Source organism: Sporomusa aerivorans, assembly GCF_041428895.1.
In the GTDB taxonomy this organism is placed as follows: Bacteria; Bacillota; Negativicutes; order Sporomusales; family Sporomusaceae; genus Sporomusa; species Sporomusa aerivorans.
Genome location: NZ_CP156926.1, coordinates 4,816,585 through 4,833,473, shown reverse-complemented (window position 1 = coordinate 4,833,473; position 16,889 = coordinate 4,816,585). Strand labels below are relative to the sequence as shown.

At 45.5% G+C, this 16,889-nt stretch carries 15 protein-coding genes; all 15 read left to right on the top strand.

What is annotated here, in order from left to right; all coding sequences use genetic code 11:
• Positions 1-27 precede the first annotated feature (27 nt).
• On the top strand, positions 28-747 hold the full coding sequence (gene lptB / locus SATMO3_RS23310; protein WP_371372155.1) for an LPS export ABC transporter ATP-binding protein: 720 nt from the start codon (positions 28-30) through the stop codon (positions 745-747).
• Between the two features lie 10 nt (positions 748-757).
• Positions 758-1,846, top strand: coding sequence for an LptF/LptG family permease (locus tag SATMO3_RS23305; RefSeq protein WP_371372154.1), 1,089 nt, complete (start codon positions 758-760; stop codon positions 1,844-1,846).
• Between the two features lie 34 nt (positions 1,847-1,880).
• Entirely contained in the window at positions 1,881-3,131 is a 1,251-nt protein-coding gene (locus SATMO3_RS23300) for a DUF3084 domain-containing protein (RefSeq protein ID WP_371372153.1), read from the top strand.
• 401 nt (positions 3,132-3,532) lie between these two features.
• Positions 3,533-4,678 carry an S-layer homology domain-containing protein gene (locus SATMO3_RS23295; RefSeq protein WP_371372152.1) on the top strand — a complete coding sequence of 382 codons (1,146 nt, stop codon included), beginning with the start codon at positions 3,533-3,535 and terminating at the stop codon, positions 4,676-4,678.
• Positions 4,679-4,825: 147 nt separating this feature from the next.
• Complete coding sequence (locus SATMO3_RS23290) at positions 4,826-5,221, top strand: pre-16S rRNA-processing nuclease YqgF (RefSeq protein ID WP_371372151.1); 396 nt, start codon at positions 4,826-4,828, stop codon at positions 5,219-5,221.
• 270 nt (positions 5,222-5,491) lie between these two features.
• Positions 5,492-6,712, top strand: coding sequence for an S-layer homology domain-containing protein (locus SATMO3_RS23285; RefSeq protein WP_371372150.1), 1,221 nt, complete (start codon positions 5,492-5,494; stop codon positions 6,710-6,712).
• Positions 6,713-7,001: 289 nt separating this feature from the next.
• A complete protein-coding gene (locus SATMO3_RS23280; RefSeq protein WP_371372149.1) occupies positions 7,002-8,291 on the top strand; it encodes an S-layer homology domain-containing protein in 1,290 nt (429 codons plus the stop codon).
• 263 nt (positions 8,292-8,554) lie between these two features.
• Entirely contained in the window at positions 8,555-9,478 is a 924-nt protein-coding gene (locus SATMO3_RS23275) for a hypothetical protein (protein ID WP_371372148.1), read from the top strand.
• A 147-nt stretch (positions 9,479-9,625) separates the two neighbouring features.
• Positions 9,626-11,005 carry an LPS-assembly protein LptD gene (locus tag SATMO3_RS23270; protein ID WP_371372147.1) on the top strand — a complete coding sequence of 460 codons (1,380 nt, stop codon included), beginning with the start codon at positions 9,626-9,628 and terminating at the stop codon, positions 11,003-11,005.
• 37 nt (positions 11,006-11,042) lie between these two features.
• Complete coding sequence (locus SATMO3_RS23265) at positions 11,043-12,041, top strand: bifunctional heptose 7-phosphate kinase/heptose 1-phosphate adenyltransferase (RefSeq protein WP_371372146.1); 999 nt, start codon at positions 11,043-11,045, stop codon at positions 12,039-12,041.
• A complete protein-coding gene (gene rfaE2 / locus SATMO3_RS23260) occupies positions 12,038-12,511 on the top strand; it encodes a D-glycero-beta-D-manno-heptose 1-phosphate adenylyltransferase (RefSeq protein ID WP_371372145.1) in 474 nt (157 codons plus the stop codon). Before SATMO3_RS23265 ends, rfaE2 begins: the two co-directional genes overlap by 4 nt.
• A gap of 121 nt (positions 12,512-12,632) precedes the next feature.
• Positions 12,633-13,670, top strand: coding sequence for a lipopolysaccharide heptosyltransferase II (gene waaF / locus SATMO3_RS23255; RefSeq protein WP_371372144.1), 1,038 nt, complete (start codon positions 12,633-12,635; stop codon positions 13,668-13,670).
• Entirely contained in the window at positions 13,667-14,749 is a 1,083-nt protein-coding gene (locus SATMO3_RS23250) for a glycosyltransferase family 4 protein (protein WP_371372143.1), read from the top strand. Before waaF ends, SATMO3_RS23250 begins: the two co-directional genes overlap by 4 nt.
• A gap of 52 nt (positions 14,750-14,801) precedes the next feature.
• Positions 14,802-15,791, top strand: a complete 990-nt coding sequence (locus tag SATMO3_RS23245) for a glycosyltransferase family 9 protein (protein ID WP_371372142.1) — start codon at positions 14,802-14,804, stop codon at positions 15,789-15,791.
• Positions 15,788-16,879 (top strand): polysialyltransferase family glycosyltransferase, encoded by a 1,092-nt coding sequence (locus tag SATMO3_RS23240; protein WP_371372141.1) that lies wholly within the window; start codon positions 15,788-15,790, stop codon positions 16,877-16,879. Before SATMO3_RS23245 ends, SATMO3_RS23240 begins: the two co-directional genes overlap by 4 nt.
• The last annotated feature ends 10 nt before the right edge of the window (positions 16,880-16,889 follow it).

Below are 16,889 nucleotides of genomic sequence, written 5' to 3'. Positions count from 1 at the left end.
TTTACTATTAGCGAGGATGTTTACGATATGTACATCGAAACCCGCGATCTGATAAAGACATTTAAAACACGTAATGTAGTCAACGGCGTCAGCCTACGGGTTGACCAGGGACAAATCGTTGGCCTTCTGGGGGCTAACGGCGCCGGGAAGACAACTACTTTTTACATGATTGTCGGCCTGGAACGCCCCAACAGCGGCCAGATTTTTATAAATGGCGAAGAAATAACCCATATGCCCATGTATAAACGTTCCCGTTACGGTATCGGTTATTTGCCGCAGGAAGCATCGATTTTTCGCAAACTGTCGGTTGAAGATAATATAATGGCCATTTTGGAAACCACCAAACTGTCCAGTTCCGAAGCTAAAGATAAAATGGAAAGTTTGCTGGAGGAATTTCACGTAACGCACGTGCGTGAACGCAAAGGCTCAGAACTTTCCGGCGGCGAACGCCGGCGGGTGGAAATTGCCAGAGCTTTAGCCACCGACCCCAGTTTTATTCTGCTGGATGAGCCTTTTGCCGGCGTGGACCCCATTGCCGTTGCCGATATTCAGGCCATTATCAGTTATCTTAAGCAGCGCGGCATTGGCGTGCTCATTACCGACCACAATGTCAGGGAAACTTTGAGCATTGTTGATAAAGCCTATATTCTTAACGAGGGTCAAATCCTGATTGATGGTGACAGTGATACTATCGCCAACAGCGAAGTAGCCAAAAAGTACTATCTCGGCCACAACTTCAGCCTGTAAGGAGAATTGCATGCGTATACTCGACAAATATATCCTCAAGGAGCTGCTGGGGCCGTTTTTCTTCGGTATTGCCGCTTTTTCCAGTGTTTTTATCGGGACCAGCACATTGTTTAGAATTGCTCAATATGTAACCAAATATGGCGCACCAATTTCAACGGTTATCAAGCTGTTTTTTTACAGTTTGCCGGGAATCGTGGTTTTAACTTTCCCGATGTCCATGCTGTTGGCTTCGTTATTGGCTTTTGGCCGGCTGTCCGGTTCCAGCGAAGTAACAGCCATGCGCTCAGGAGGCCTTAGCTTTTTCCGGCTGACGGTGCCTGTTATGATAACGGCTTTTGTTGTCAGCATGGCCGCCATTGTTCTCAACGAGGAAGTAGTTCCGGCGGCTAACGCCGGTTATAGTTACATTGTGCGCTACGAGATAGAAAAAAATTCCCGGCCCAAATCGCAAGAACACATTATCGTCAAGGATATAAAAGACGGCCAGATTGAACGGCTGACCTACGCCCAGAACTTTATGGCCGACACCAACACCTTGAGTAAGGTCTCTATTCAGGAATTTGAAGGCGGACGGCTGGTCAGAGTGGAAAATGCCGAGACTGCCGTATGGGAAACCGACAAGTGGACTATGTACAATGGCGCAATCACCGATATTACCGAGGAAGGGCAGACAAGCCATGTGCTTAAATTTGCCAAGCAGATAATGCCGATTAATAAAAACCCGGACAGCATCTCCCGTGAGCAGAAAAAACCGGATGAGATGTCCATGAAAGAACTTAAACAAACCATCGCTGTTCTTAAGCAGGAATATGCCAAAACCAGTAACTATGAAGTTGAACTCTATCAGCGGGTTTCAATCCCGATGGCCAGCTTTGTTTTCGCCCTGATCGGCACGCCGCTTGGCTTATCGCCTAACCGGTCGAGTTCATCAATCGGTCTTGGTCTCAGTATCATTATCATTTTCATGTATTATGCCGTCCTGACGGTCTCCGGCGCTTTGGGCCAGGGTGGCGCCATCCCGCCGCTGGTGGCGGCCTGGCTGCCCAACATAGCCGGTACGGTTGTCGGCATATATTTGATTTATAAAGCGTCGCGTTAACCAAAACGCTGTATCCTTAGAGAGGAGGGATATCATGTATGGGTTAGCTCTTATTGCCATTATTGCTGTTATGGGGGGCGCTATTGCCTATATCGGCGACAAGCTTGGCACAAAGGTAGGAAAAAAGAAGCTGAGCATTTTCGGTCTCAGACCTAAACACACTTCGATTATTGTTACCATTGTTACCGGCATTCTGATTTCGGCCGCGACCTTAGGCTTAATGACTGCAGTATCCTGGGATGTCCGGACAGCACTATTCGGCATGGAAGAGCTAAAGGCTGAACTGATATCTCTTAATGACGAAGTTGACTCTAGAACCAAAGAGCTTGAACAAAGCCGGGCCTCCTTGGAGACCAAAAATGCCGAATATGCGGCAGTTACGCAAAAAGTTAAAGAGACTGCCGACCGACTGACAAAAATAATGGCGGAATTGGCGACAGTAACAAGCCAGCGCGACCAGGCGGCTACCGCCTTAAGCAGTCTGCAGTCCGACTATGCCCTGGCGCAGAGAGATCTGACGTCCTACCAAAAAAGTATTAAAACCCTGCAGGCGACTAAAGCCGAGCTGGATACAAAAATAAATGAATTAACTACTGCGAAAACTTCACTGCAAAGTGATGTGGACCGTCTCAATGAACTGACTACCAGCCTGAAGAATGGTATTCAAATTGTCCGGGAGGGCACCGTAGTCTTTAGGACAGGGGAAGTATTATCAAACGCAGTTATCGAAGGCGGTAAATCCCAGGAAGATACCGCAACGGCCCTGGCGGATGTTATCTATAGAACCAACCGGATGATTTTAGCTAAACTGGGTCTCGCCGATAAAAATCTGGAATTGCTATGGATTTCACGTACGGAATACGATCAGGCCGCGGCCTTGATAGCGAAGGCCAATCAGCCTGTTATCGTACGTATTTCCACGGTGGGCAATACTGTCTACGGCGAACCTGTAATTGGCCGGTTGGAACTTTTCCCTAACCATTTGATCTATAACAAAGGTGAAGTTGTTTACAGCGAGACTATGAATGCACCCAATGAAGCTGCGCAAGCAGAGGAGACCATTATGAACTTTTTGCAAAAAGTTAATTCCGCCGCTGTTAACCAAGGAATTCTTCCCGATCCTATACAGGGCACGGTGGGCAGCATGAGCGGTGCGCAGCTATTTGAAAACGTAAATAAAGTAAAACGCTATAGCGGCAAAATCGAGCTTACAGCCATAGCCAGCACTGACACCTACACTGCCGGACCGCTGCAAATTGAGATTCGTATTAAAAGCGCTCAATAGATAATCCTGACTAACAGAATATACCACTTTGGAATCCTGCAAAAAAAGCAGGATTCTTTCTTTTTCTGCAGAATATATAGTAACATGAAAGTTGATTATGTAAACAACATAAAAGACTTTCAAGATGCGGTTATATATGGAAAACTCCGTATAAATCAAGGATTTTACCAATAAATACATCTGCTAAATGAGCAGGAATTCTTGAAACTGTATCGAAATTATGTTAATATAAATCCTGCGGAATGCGGCAGGAGCATATCGAGAATAAGCCCTGCAGAGAGGAAGGACAGATTGAGGAAACGTGGACACTCACTCGAACCCCTCCCCCTTGAACGGGATAACCTCCCGGTATGCCGGTGGCGACACCCGCGATATTAAAACATTCAAGGGGGATATCTCTAATGAACAAAAGACTTCTTAAAGTCGCTGTTACCACAGCTCTCACAGTAGCTTTCGCAGTACCTGCCTTCGCTAATCCTTTCACCGATGTGCCTGCTAAACACTGGGCCTATGACGCAGTAAACAAACTGGCTAAAGCAGGCGTAATTTCCGGTTATGGCGACGGCACCTTCAAAGGTGACAAAACTGTTTCCCGTTACGAAATGGCATCTATGGTCGCCTCAGCTATGCAAAAGAACCTGAATAACGATCAAAAAGAAATTGTTGACCAACTTTCCAAAGAGTTTGCTACTGAACTTACCGAAATGGGTATCAAAGTAGAAGCTATTGATAAAAAAGTAGACAATCTGGTTAAAATCTCCGGTGATGCCCGTCTGCGTTATGCCGGCATTGAAAACAACGGTGACGACACCGACTTCCGTGCCCGCGTTAGCTTCGACGGCAAAATCAATGATAACATGAAGTTCAATGCCCGTCTTTCTAGCAGCGATGTTAAATACGACGCTGATTACACTACCAAGAGCTCCATTGTTCTGGATACTGCCAATGTAACCTTCAATGCCCTTGGTTTAACCAATACTATTGGTCGCCAGGACATCAAACTTGGTAACGGTTCTTTGATGGATACTCAAATGACAGGTCTTGCTACTAGTGTAAACGGCCTGAAACTGTTTGCCGGTAACATGAAAGATCAAAACCGCATCTATGTTGGTGAATATGGCTTCAACCTTGGTAGCGCTAATGTTACTGCAGATTATATCAACAACGATACTACCGGCAATGACACTTACGGCGCCAACATGGCCATCAAACTGACTAGCGGCGTAAGCGCTCTTGGCGAATTCTACAAAACCGACGGCGATACTGTTGACAACGCTACCGCTGCTGCTTATGGTCTGAAGTTCAACAAACTCGGCCTGACTGCCCTCTATCGTGACGTAGACGCCGGTGCTCTGCCGACTTACTCCAACCTGAAATCCGACCTGACTCCGATTGCTAACAACGATGGTTTCAAAGGTCTGGAAGTTCAATACGACAGAAATCTTGCTAAAAACGTTGCTCTTAACGTGAAATACCAAGACTTCGAAACTCAAGACGGTGCTAAAATGGACGCTCGTACTGCTGCTACAGTTAACGTTAAATTCTAATACTGCATTCCGCAAAACAAAGGGACGCCTCCGGGCGTCCTTTTTGTATTTTCATTAGAGGTATGCTATTATTTTATCAAGGGGAAACATTTGCCATACTGCTACATATAACTAAGAGGTGAGGGAAAGTTGCAGGGAGATGTTGTATTGTCCGTCGATCCGGGCCGGGAAAAATGCGGAATTGCTGTTGTGCACAGATCACGGGGCATTCTGTATAAATCCATTGTTGAAACAGCGGAACTGCTTGCAGCGGCAACCGCCCTGGTGGTCAAATACAGCCTGACAACGGCTGTGGTTGGCGACAGTACATCTTCACGCAGCGCTCAAAGCAAGCTAAGCACAATTGAAGTGAAAGGCCAAAAAATGACCGTTATACCTGTTAACGAATACCGGTCAACCGACCAGGCGCGCAACCGGTACTGGGCGGATCATCCGCCCAAAGGCTTGTTTCGCCTGATTCCAATTACGATGAGGGTGCCGCCGGTTCCAGTGGACGACTATGCAGCCGTCGTTCTGGCGGAAAGATATTTTGCCGGGCAATAACTGCGATTTTTCCTACATGCACAAGAATTTATTATTTTTTTGTAAAATTTTTTTAACATTTAGGCAGGAATAGTTCTCAAAACGTAGAATAATATTACCATAGCAAGAAAATAATCCCTGAATTGTTATCTGTTTGGGTCTTCCCGCCGCACAGCCGGCGTTAAGATATGAGCACATGCCAACAGAAGTGGAGTTTGAGGAAACATGGACACTCAGGTTACCCTTCTTAGGCGCTCATCAATAAAACACAATCCTAAGGAGGAACTAAAAATGAAAAGACAAACAGCTCTGGCTTTGGCCGCCGTGTTCTCCCTGAGCGTTGCCGGTACTGCACTGGCCGCTCCGGCAAATCCTTTCGTTGACGTACCTGCAAAACACTGGTCCTATGACTCCGTCAACAAACTTGCTCAAGCTGGCGTAATCTCCGGCTACGGCGACGGCACCTACAAAGGCGACAAAACCCTTACCCGTTATGAAATGGCTACTATCGTAGCTAAAGCTATGGCTAACGCTGACAAAGCTGACGCTGAAACTCTTAAAACTATCGAAGCTCTAAAAGCCGAATATGGCTCTGAGCTTGCCAACCTCGGCGTTCGCGTTGACAACCTCGAGAAAAACGCTTCCAAAGTGAAATTCACTGGTGAAGTTCGTGAACGTTATGAGTATGCTGATGATGTAGATAATGCATTTTTAACTCGTGTTCGTTTGAAAATGGAAGCTAAAATTGCTGATAATGTGACATTTAAAGGCCGTATTGCAAGCGAATCGGAATGGGGTAATTCTAACGGCAGCAGCAACACAACAAAATTAGAACAAGCTTACATTACCGGTGAAGTTGCTGGCCTGGAGTACAGTTTTGGCCGTCAGCCGATTTGGCTAGGTCAAGGTCTTGTTGCTGATACCTCTGCTAACAATGACGGTATTGTTATTACTGGCGGTAAAGATGTGAAAGTTACCGCTGGTGCCTTCAAAAAATCGGACTACAATTTCTACCTTGCTAATATTGATGCTAAATTAAGCGACAAACTTAATTTAACCGGTTCTTATTTGAAAGATAAGGATTCTGAGTGGTATAAAACTACTTCTGGTGGTTTAAACTACACAGGTATAGCTAATATTGGTATTAGTGGTGAATATGGTAAAAACGATGCTGAAAGCATTGGCGCAAAAGGCTGGATGGCCAAAGTAGCATATAAAGGTGCTGAAAAGACAAAAGTTAATTCCTTTGGCTTGTGGGTAGGCTACAGAAATGCTGATGCCGGTTTTGACCCAGGAACACTGACTACTTTGGACTCAGGTGATACTGCTGCAGCTGCTGATATGGCTCTGGATGCTTATGGCATTGCCGATAATATCAAAGGTCTGGAATACGGTTTTAACTATACTTTGTTCAGAAATGGCGTATTGACAGTACAATACAATGATTTGGAAACTAAAGACACTAAAATCGACAAGAAAAACCTGATTGCTCAATTAGAATATTTCTTCTAATTTGATTGCATGTAAAGGGGTGCCTCAAAAGTAAATTGAGGTACCCCTTTTATATTGTAAACTCTATAAAAAGGTACATAAACAAATTGTTATTTAATATAATCGAATTTTTTTGTGCGAATTAGGAAAAAAAGTAACATAATTCAGCAGGAATAAAATACATAATGTAGAATATATTTCATACGAGGAAATCTATGGAGAGAATTGTGAGGAAACATGGACACTCATTACTTACTCTCCTTAGTAACTCAAAAAACTAAATTTCTAATTTCTAAGGAGGAAAACACACATGAAAAGACAAACAGCTATGGCTCTGGCAGCAGTATTTGCTATGAGCGTAGCAGGAACTGCCCTGGCTGCTCCTGCTAATCCGTTCTCTGACGTACCTGCCAAACACTGGTCCTATGACTCAGTCAACAAACTTGCCCAAGCCGGCGTAATCTCCGGTTATGGCGACGGCACCTACAAAGGTGACAAAACTCTTACCCGTTATGAAATGGCTACTATCGTAGCAAAAGCAATGGCTAACGCTGACAAAGCCGACGCTGAAACCAAGAAGACCATTGAAGCTCTGAAAGCTGAATACGGCACAGAACTCAGCAATCTGGGTGTTCGCGTTGATAATCTTGAGAAGAATGCCAGCAAAGTGAAATTTACTGGTGAAATTCGTGAACGTTATGAGTATGCTAAAGACTCAACAGATGGCGATAAAACCGACATGAGAACTCGTGTTCGTATCTCTATGACTGCGCCAATCGCTGATAATGTAACTTTCAAAGGTCGTCTCCATAGTGAATCGGAGTGGGGCAATGCCGACTCCGGAAATTCAGTTGTGCTTGACCAAGCCTACATCACAGGTAAACTTGCTGGTCTAACCTACAGTTTTGGCCGTCAGCCGATTCTTCTCGGTCAAAAACTGTTGGTAAACAACAGTCAAAACAATGACGGTTTGGTAGTAAGCGGCGGTAAAGATATCCGTGTGACTGCTGGTGCGTTTAAGTACTCTAATGTTAGTGGAACTGCTTCCGTTACCAAGACCGAAGCCAACTATGTCATGGGCAATGTCGCTTTCAAACTGAGCAGCAACCTCAACATCAGTGCTTCCTATCTGGCTGATGACAATGACGGTAAAGCCACTAACGGCACAGCCAATTTGTATGATAGCACAGCATTTGGCCTTAAATACACCGGTTTGAAAAACTTTACACTAACCGGTGAATACGGTCAAAATGATTCTGATGTGGCTAAAGACAAAAACAGTGGCGACAAATCAAAAGCATGGGCAAGCAGAATCCAATATCTTGGCGCTAATCCTAGCAAAGTGAAGTCCTATGGATTATATGTCAGCTATAGAAAAGCAGAGCCTGGCTTTGATCAGAAGAACTGGAACGATTTCTCCGATATGGCTACCTGGAATGGCGGTTTCAAAGAAATGGACGACATTAAAGGTTTAGACTACGGCTTTGAATATACCTTATTCAAGAACGGCATTATGCGCATCCAATACAATGACATGGAAAGCTATAAAGGCGATACCAACAAGCGCAACATGTTCGCTGAATTGGTTTACACATTCTAAATTAATGTTACTAAAACCGCTAACTTCGCAGTTAGCGGTTTTTTTTGCCGAATAATTGGTACATAGCAGGAGAATATATTCTTGGTAACGCAAAACATGGGGACAGGGACGCTGTTTTTGAAAATATTATTGAAACTCAATGTGGAAACTATAAAGCTGATGCTGACAATATTTTTTTGATGGGAACTAGAACATAAGCAGGAAAATATATTTTTAGCAACGAATTCATACCTTTAACAATTATATCAGGGAGGATACCAGGCATGTTCAAAACTAAAATTATGGCGCTGATTACCCTTGGCGCATTTGTAATCTCGATGCTTGCAATTCCCGTTTCAGCGCAAGCTGATCTCACTGCTATCGGCAAGCTATCTGTAGTCGAGAAGGCAATATACGGTGTGCCCCAAACCGGCGCATTGCTTGACAGAACTGTCAAACTCGAACAGGATGTATATGGCCAGGAAACGCATGATGCTATTTTACCGCGTGTAGATAAAATATACAGCTATCTATTTGAAACAACAGAGCAGAACCCGGCCATAGTGACCAAGCTCAATGCGGTTGAGTGGACATTTTCTCACGCTGTTAGCCATAGTCCAATTAAAGCAAGAGTCGAAGAGCTTGAGAAAACATTAAATGGTACCCCTGTCTCGGGCTCATTGAGTGGGCGTATTGACAAACTGCTTCATATCGCTTATTCCGGTGGGCAGTTTGAGGTTGCTTCTACTGCCATTCCAGCAGACACCCTGGTGAAAATTAAGACTCTTTCAACACTGAACAACAAACAGAGCCGGCCGGGAGATGCGGTTGCGTTAGCTGTCGCTGAGGACGTGTATGTCGGCGGAGTTTTAGTACTGCCGAAAGGCGCCAAAGGATTTGGCAAGGTTACCAAAGTGCAGCAGCCCAAAAGCTTTGGCCGTGATGCCAAGCTGGAAATAAGCTTTGATTCACTGGTTGCTATAGATGGTACGACGATCAATACCTTTTTAGGCGACAAAGCCAAAGAGGAAACCAAATCCCTGGCCAAAGCGGCCGGAGCCAGCGTGGCGGGGATGGTGATTCTGGGGCCGGTGGGGATTATCGGCGGCGCGTTCGTAAATGGTAAAGAAGCGAATATACCTATCGGCAGCCAACTATATGTTCAGACCAAAGACGAAATTGAGGTTTTCGGAATCAAAACAAAATAACCAATATAATCATTAAAAGCCGCATTTATGCGGCTTTTCTACATATTACTATGTGAGAAATGCAGGAAAAGAGACGGTTTTGTAGAATATTTTCAAGGTGCTTTAAATATTTACCCTTTATTTTATTGATAGGAGAATAATACAACTATGCCTAATCGTCATAGACTCGTTCTTGGGCTATTGGCCTTTGCCATAGTCTTCGGCGGCGCCAACTCCGGCCAGGCTCAGGAACAGAACAAACAAACAAGTACGACACAGGCACCCATCGTGATTGAGGCAAAAGATTTATCATATAGTGAGGAAACCGGCGATATTCTTGCCCAGGGAAATGTAGTAATAACAAATCAGGGGCAACGGGTGGAAGCCGAATTGATTAACGGCAATGCAAAATCAAATGAGATATGGATTAATGATCAGGCAACCTTCTCTGAAGCAGAAACTAAGTTAACTGGCAGTCACACTCTGTACAACTACAAGCTTAAGACCGGCAGCATGGAAGACGCTAAGGGCAAAGTAGAACACAAGTATGTTTCCGGAAAAACTATCAATATGGCTCCTGATAAATTTACTATCAACCAGGGATCAGCCACCACTTGTCCGGCCAAAGTTCCCGACTATCATGTAAGTGCCGACAAAATCGAAATCTGGCCTGGCAATCAGCTGATTGCCTACAATGCTAAGTTTTGGATTGGCAATAAAGTGATTTTTTCTTTGCCCAAGTATCGTCAGTCCTTGAATACAAAAGAAGGAAGTTCTGCCTTTCCCCGTATAGGCTATGACAACGATGATGGATTCTATATCAGGCAGCATCTGGACTATCCGCTTAATAATAAACTTTCGACCTATACCAATCTTGATTATTATACCAAGCAGGATTTAAAGCCAAGCTTTGGTCTTATTCAACGTGAAACCAATTACGCCATAGGCGTAGAGCAAGGGTATGCGCGGGATGATGACAGCAACTGGATAAAAAAAGAGCCGGAATTCAAGCTGACCTATTATCCTCACCGCTTAGGCAATCTGCCGGTAAAATATTCGTTTACCGCTATTTATGGCAAATGGAAAGATGATTATAAGACAAGCTGGCACCAGGCCTACAATTTATATTTCAGCCATGATCCTATCAAGCTGAACGATACTATGAATCTGTATCTTGGTACCGGTATTCAGCATATCCGCGAGAGCTATGACGATTCGTCGCGGAGCAGTTTGAAATTAGACGCAACTATAGACAAAAAATGGTCTGATAAGTTGTATACCTGGGTAGGCTATCATTATACGCCGAATAATGATGCTATATTTGAATATGACAAGACTGATCTGAGCCGTGAGCTTGCGTCAGGATTTACCTACAAGCTTGACCGTATGAACTCAATCGGTATCAGTCAAAGTTATGATTTAGACAACAAGCGCGTGGAAGATTTGGATTACACCTGGTACCGGAATCTTCATTGCTGGCAGGCATCGATTACCTATCGCGCCAAACGTGATCAAATTAAGTTTGATGTTACCACAACTCGCTGGTAAGGCAGGTAACTTACCAAATCCGAAAGGAGTTTTCCACGTGTTTCAAAATCTGCAGCAGCTTGTTGACGGGCTGCAAAATAAAGAAATTATGATCATTGGCGACATGGTGGCCGATGTATACCTGGAGGGTCGGATTTCCCGCATTTCCCGGGAAGCGCCTGTCCTTATTCTTGAGCATGCAGGCGAAACCGTAGTACCCGGTGGCGCCGCTAATGCAGTCCATAATGCCGCAGCCTTAGGCGGCAAGGTGTATGCTGTGGGAGTGATCGGTGACGATAATGCCGGCCAATTGCTTACGCAAGTGCTAAATAGTAAGACTGTTAACACCGAAGGGTTTATTACAGACGCTGCCCGACCGACCGTTACCAAAACCAGAGTTATGGCCGGCGGGCAGGCTACTGTCCGCCAGCAGGTTGTCCGGATTGACCGTGAGACCAAGCAACCATTGTCTAGTGACGTGGAGCAGCGACTCCTTAATTATATCAAAGAAAATATCCGGCGGATGGATGCCGTAGTCGTGAGTGACTACGGCAGTTTCACCGTTTCACCCTCTGTCAGAAAAACGGTTATCGAACTATGTGAGTCCGCGGGAATACCCTCAATGGTCGACTCGCGCTATAATGTTATGGACTACGAAGGGATTCGGCTTGTAAAGCAGAATGAGTCCGAAGCAGCGAATGCATTAGGAAGTTCCGTACTCAATAAGAATTCACTTATAGAGGCCGGTAAAACCATACTTGAGAGGCTTAAGGCAGAAGGCGTCCTGATTACCCAGGGACCTGAAGGAATGACCCTGTTTGAGCGCTCAGGCGCTATCACTCATATACCTGTAACAAATAAGAGTGAAGTATATGATGTCACCGGTGCCGGCGATACTGTCGTTGTTACCATGATGCTGGCGCTGGCTGCCGGCGCATCCTATCAGGAAGCCGCCTGCCTAGCCAACTTTGCAGCTGGTGTGGTCGTTCGCAAGCCTGGTACAGCTACCACTTCTCCCGCAGAATTGAAACAAGCGATCGGAGATCATATCCTATGATAATTGTTAAGCGGGATGATATTAGCGCTATTGTCAGTAAGGAAAAAGCCGCCGGTAAAACGATTGTGTTTACCAACGGCTGTTTCGATATCCTCCATGCGGGGCATGTTCGTTACTTAAATGGAGCAAAAGCATTAGGAGACTGCCTGATTATCGGGTTAAACAGCGATGAATCGGTACGCAGTTTAAAAGGACCAGCCCGGCCGGTTAATGGTCAGGATGATCGGGCTGAAGTGCTGGCAGGTCTCAGGGCTGTGGATTATGTGGTGATTTTTCACGAAAAGACGGCGGAAATTATAGTCAGTGAAATTAAGCCGGACATATATGCCAAGGGTGGAGATTACTGTATACAGAACCTGCCAGAGCGCCAAGCGGTGGAAGCATACGGCGGCCGTATAGTGCTTATCCCGGAAGTTGCGGGACGTTCCTCAAGCAATATCATCAAGAAGATCAACAGTCAGCCTATGTGATAGTCCAATTTTTCTGCTAGATTAAGAATTTCCGTCATTGCGAACGGTAGTGAAGCAATATTACTTTAGACATTCTGTAGTTTTAAAGCGCATGGCATTGCAAACGCAGGAGGAGTACTCTTTGACCTATCGTAATATTCTTATCGTAAAATTAAGCGCCATCGGTGATGTGATTCATGCTCTGCCGGTGGCATCTGCGCTGAAAAAATGCTTTTCGCAAGCGCGGATAACCTGGATCGTTGAGCCGCCTGCCTACGATCTTCTGACTAATAACCCGTATATTGATGAGATTATTGTGTTTGAGAAAGCAAAATTCAAGTCTTTGTCGGGATTTTATCAGTATGCGCCAGCCTTTATCAAAACACTCCGTGCAAAGCAATTTGATTTGGCTTTGGATTTGCAAGGTTTATTTAAAAGCGCAGCTATTTCACTGCTCAGTGGCGCGCCCCGGCGCTTTGTTTATTGTAATGCCAGAGAGGGCAGCGACAAAGTAGGTAAAAGAATATGCGGTCCTAATAGTCAGGGGCATGTTGTTGAGCGATATTTTGATGTAGTTCGGGAACTGGGCTGTAATATTACCAATCCGGAATTTGTTATTAACATTACAGATGAGGAAGCGGCAGTAGCCGCAGCAATTGCTAAACAGGCCGGACTAACTTTAGAAAGTCCATATATTGTCTTGATGCCTGGCACAAACTGGCCTAATAAATGCTGGCCTGCAGACAAGTTTGCTCAATTGGCTGATCAGTTATTTGCAAGTAACCTCATTCCGGTTTTAGTTGGGGGAAATGCCGAAAAAAATGTGATTAGCGAAATAGCTGCGCAAACAGCTATTTTGCCTATTGACATTTCTGGCAGAACTACACTTAAACAGCTGGCACACATCATAAAGAATGCCCGTGCCGTGGTTGCCGGCGATACAGGTCCCATGCACCTGGCTGCCGCATTAGGCACGCCGGTAATTGCACTGTTTGGACCGACCGACCCAAACAGGAATGGACCTTATGGTTTAGGGCATCATGTGGTGACAATACAGCGCGACTGTCAGGGCTGCTGGCAGCGGCAGTGCCCGGAAGGAAAAGATTGCCTGTCTGACATCGATGTCAAAATAGTATATGAGGCGCTAAAAACTGTTATTGTAAGAAGGGAGACCTCTTGAACATACTATTGGTAGTGCCCCGTTTAAATATTGGCGGGGCCGAAACTTATGTCGCCATAACGGCACTGTCATTGCACCGGCTTGGGTATACAGTATTTGTAGCTTCAGGCGGCGGCATGCTGGCAGGTAGCCTGCGCGAACAGGGGATCAGGCATTTCTATGTTCCGATCCGGCTTAGCACGGCACTGGCTGCAAGAATGCTGGCACGGATTATTCGCCGGAATAATATTGATATTGTACATGCCAATTCTGCCTCTGCCGGTTATGTAGCTGTTCAGGCGCGTCAATACGTGAAGGTGCCTGTCGTTTATACGGCTCATGGGATATTCGGCCACAACACGCAGGAAATGACGCTTGACCAATGCGAGAAGATCATTTGTGTCAGTGAGTATGTTAGGCAGTATGCCCTGGAAAAAGGCTTCACTTCACAAAAACTGGTCACACTGTATAGTGGAATTGATTTAACCAAGTTTAAGGCCTACCCGCAAAAAAAAGAACTTGTCCGCCAAATGCTTGGCATACCGGCAGATGCGTTTACCCTCGCTATTGTTGCCAGAATTAAAAACTTGCGCAACAAAGGCCATGAGGACATTTTACAAATCCTGAAAGACTTCGAAGACGCGCATAATTGGCACTTAATGGTGATAGGCAAGGGCAAAGGCTTATGGAGCCTGAAGTACCGCGTCTGGCGGGATAAGCTCAGTCAGCGGGTTCATTGTCTGGGACATACGATAGAGGTGCAGGAGTTTTTGGACGGAGCGGACGCCGTGGTACTACCTTCTAAGTTTGAGACCTTTGGACTGGTATTGGCTGAAGCCATGGCCATGGGAAAGCCGGTGGTAACTTATGCGGTAGGCGGCACACCTGAGGTAATTGCGCATGGCCACACCGGCTTTTTGGTGGAAAAGCATAACTTGGACGAATTGCATTGCCGACTGCGCAACCTTGCCGAGGACAGCCAATTGCGGCTAATGATGGGAGATCAGGGACGCGGGTGGGTGGAATCAAATTTTGATAATAACTTCTCGATAAGTAAACTTACTGATATTTACCAGGAAGTATTAGGTGCAAGCCGTTGAAAGACGGTATTACGAATACAAAATATTTGTATGCAGGATGCGAGCAAATACTATGAAGAATTTTTTAGTCATCAATACATCTTATTTTGGCGATGTATTGCTTACAGATACCTTATGCCAAAATATAAAAACAGAATATCCGGATTCCCGGATTGTCTTTTTGGTTAACAAGCCATTTTATGAAGCCGCCCGTTACCTGGCAGGTGTCGACGAGGTGATTTGCCTTGACAAGCAGGGAAAGCATAGGGGACTTTGGGGAATAGTACAGTTTCTGAAACAATATCATGACAGCTATCCTCTCGGTTTTGATGCAGCATTTGTGCTGTACGGCAATGAACGCGGCCTTTTTATAGCCAAAGTATTGGGCGCTAGGCAGATAATCAGTGAGAATGACAGTATACTGCACTACTTATTTTCGACCATAGCGGTGGGGAAAAATGTAACAGGCTCTGTCCAGCAGGCAAATGCATGCTTGCTAACGGCTTTAACGGGCAAGATGCCGCTTGACATTCCCATGCAATACAGACCGCCTACAGAGGCTGTCACCTTTGTGCAGGAACTGTTCAGGCAGTTTGCTGTAAATCCTGAGGACAAACTGATCGGACTTTGCACCACCAGCAAAAAAATCGCGAAAGATATGCCGGTAGCAACAGCGGTGCAGGTAATAGCCGATCTGAACCGCACAGGACAGAAGGCAGTATTGTTAGGGGCTGGTGTCCGGGCGGCTGAATATGCTGCCACATTGCGGGCGAAAGGCTGTACATTCCTGGATCTGACAGATAAGACCAGCATAGCGCAATTGGCGGCCGTAATCCAAAAATGCAAAGCGGTAATCAGTGTGGATACAGGCACACTGCATCTTACCTGTGCACTGGGTGTGCCGTTGCTGGCTTTATTTTACCTGAATGACGGCCAGCATTTGGCAAAATGGGCGCCGGCCGGCTATTACCCGCATGTTTTACTGGCAGGGGAAATCAATACAGATAATATACAACAAGGATTACAGAATCTATTGGTCATGGAAGGTGAGAGTACGGTATGAAAAATAAGAACTTATTTATAGTTAATACCCCCTTTCATCTGCTGACAACTTTCATTTTGTCTCATAGCTGTTTTGCTGACGATGACAACTATTTGGCATTACTGCATCCCCATGGCTACGGAAAATGGCAGGACAGCCTGGTCATGCGCCATATGTCCTCCACAAGCGGCGGTTGGCGGCAGGTATTTTTTCTGGGGAACTGGTTAAGCAGCCGTCATAAAACCAAAAGCTTCCGTCAGCAAGTGGCGGAGATCAGGGATACAATCGGTAGAATTAAAATTGATGCCGTATTCTTGGGCAGTGATATGGATGTCCAAAATCAGCTGCTGGTTAGTGCCCTGAATATCAGTCAGTTTTACCGCTACGAGGATGGCCTGTACTCGTATTACAATGAAGACAGGCGTAGAACGCTGCCGCGCCGGTTGTTTCACCAGGGCAAGATCCAGGCTTTGAAAATCCTGGCAGGCATCAATGGCAAAATCAGCATCAATACAACTGTTTCCGGCGATAGTCCTGCCGGAATTGGCGATTTTTTGTATAAACCCGAGCTTTTGCAGCGGTTTTCCCCGCAAACCTTGAAAATTGAGCAGGCGATGATTCAACAGGCCTTGCGGGAGCTTGCCGGCAAAGATTTGTTTCACCCGGTGATGGCGCCAGACAGTATACTGTACTTAAGCCAGCCCCTGGTAGAACTTAAGAAGCTCTCCAGGGAAGAGGAACTGGCCATTCTGCGGGAAATTCTCAGGCAGTTAAACGGTAAAGGCTGTTTGCTGTATAAACCTCATCCGAACGATAGTGATGCTAAGCTTGATTACTACTGCCGGACTTTGCCGGGCCTGAGTCTCTATAATTCCGTTGAACCGGTAGAACTGTCATTTGCTTATGAAGAAAACTTAAAGGCCATCATTAGTTATCAGTCCTCGGCGCTAATGTTTACGGATACATTTACACCGAGAAAAATTAAGTCTGTAAGTCTGGGCAAGTTTTACCAGCAGCCGATGCATCCGGCTTATATGGAGATTATGTGCAAGGCAGGAGTATGCTTTCCGCAAGATTTAGAGGGGCTTGCGGAGTTATTGGCGAAATAAGTATTAAAGC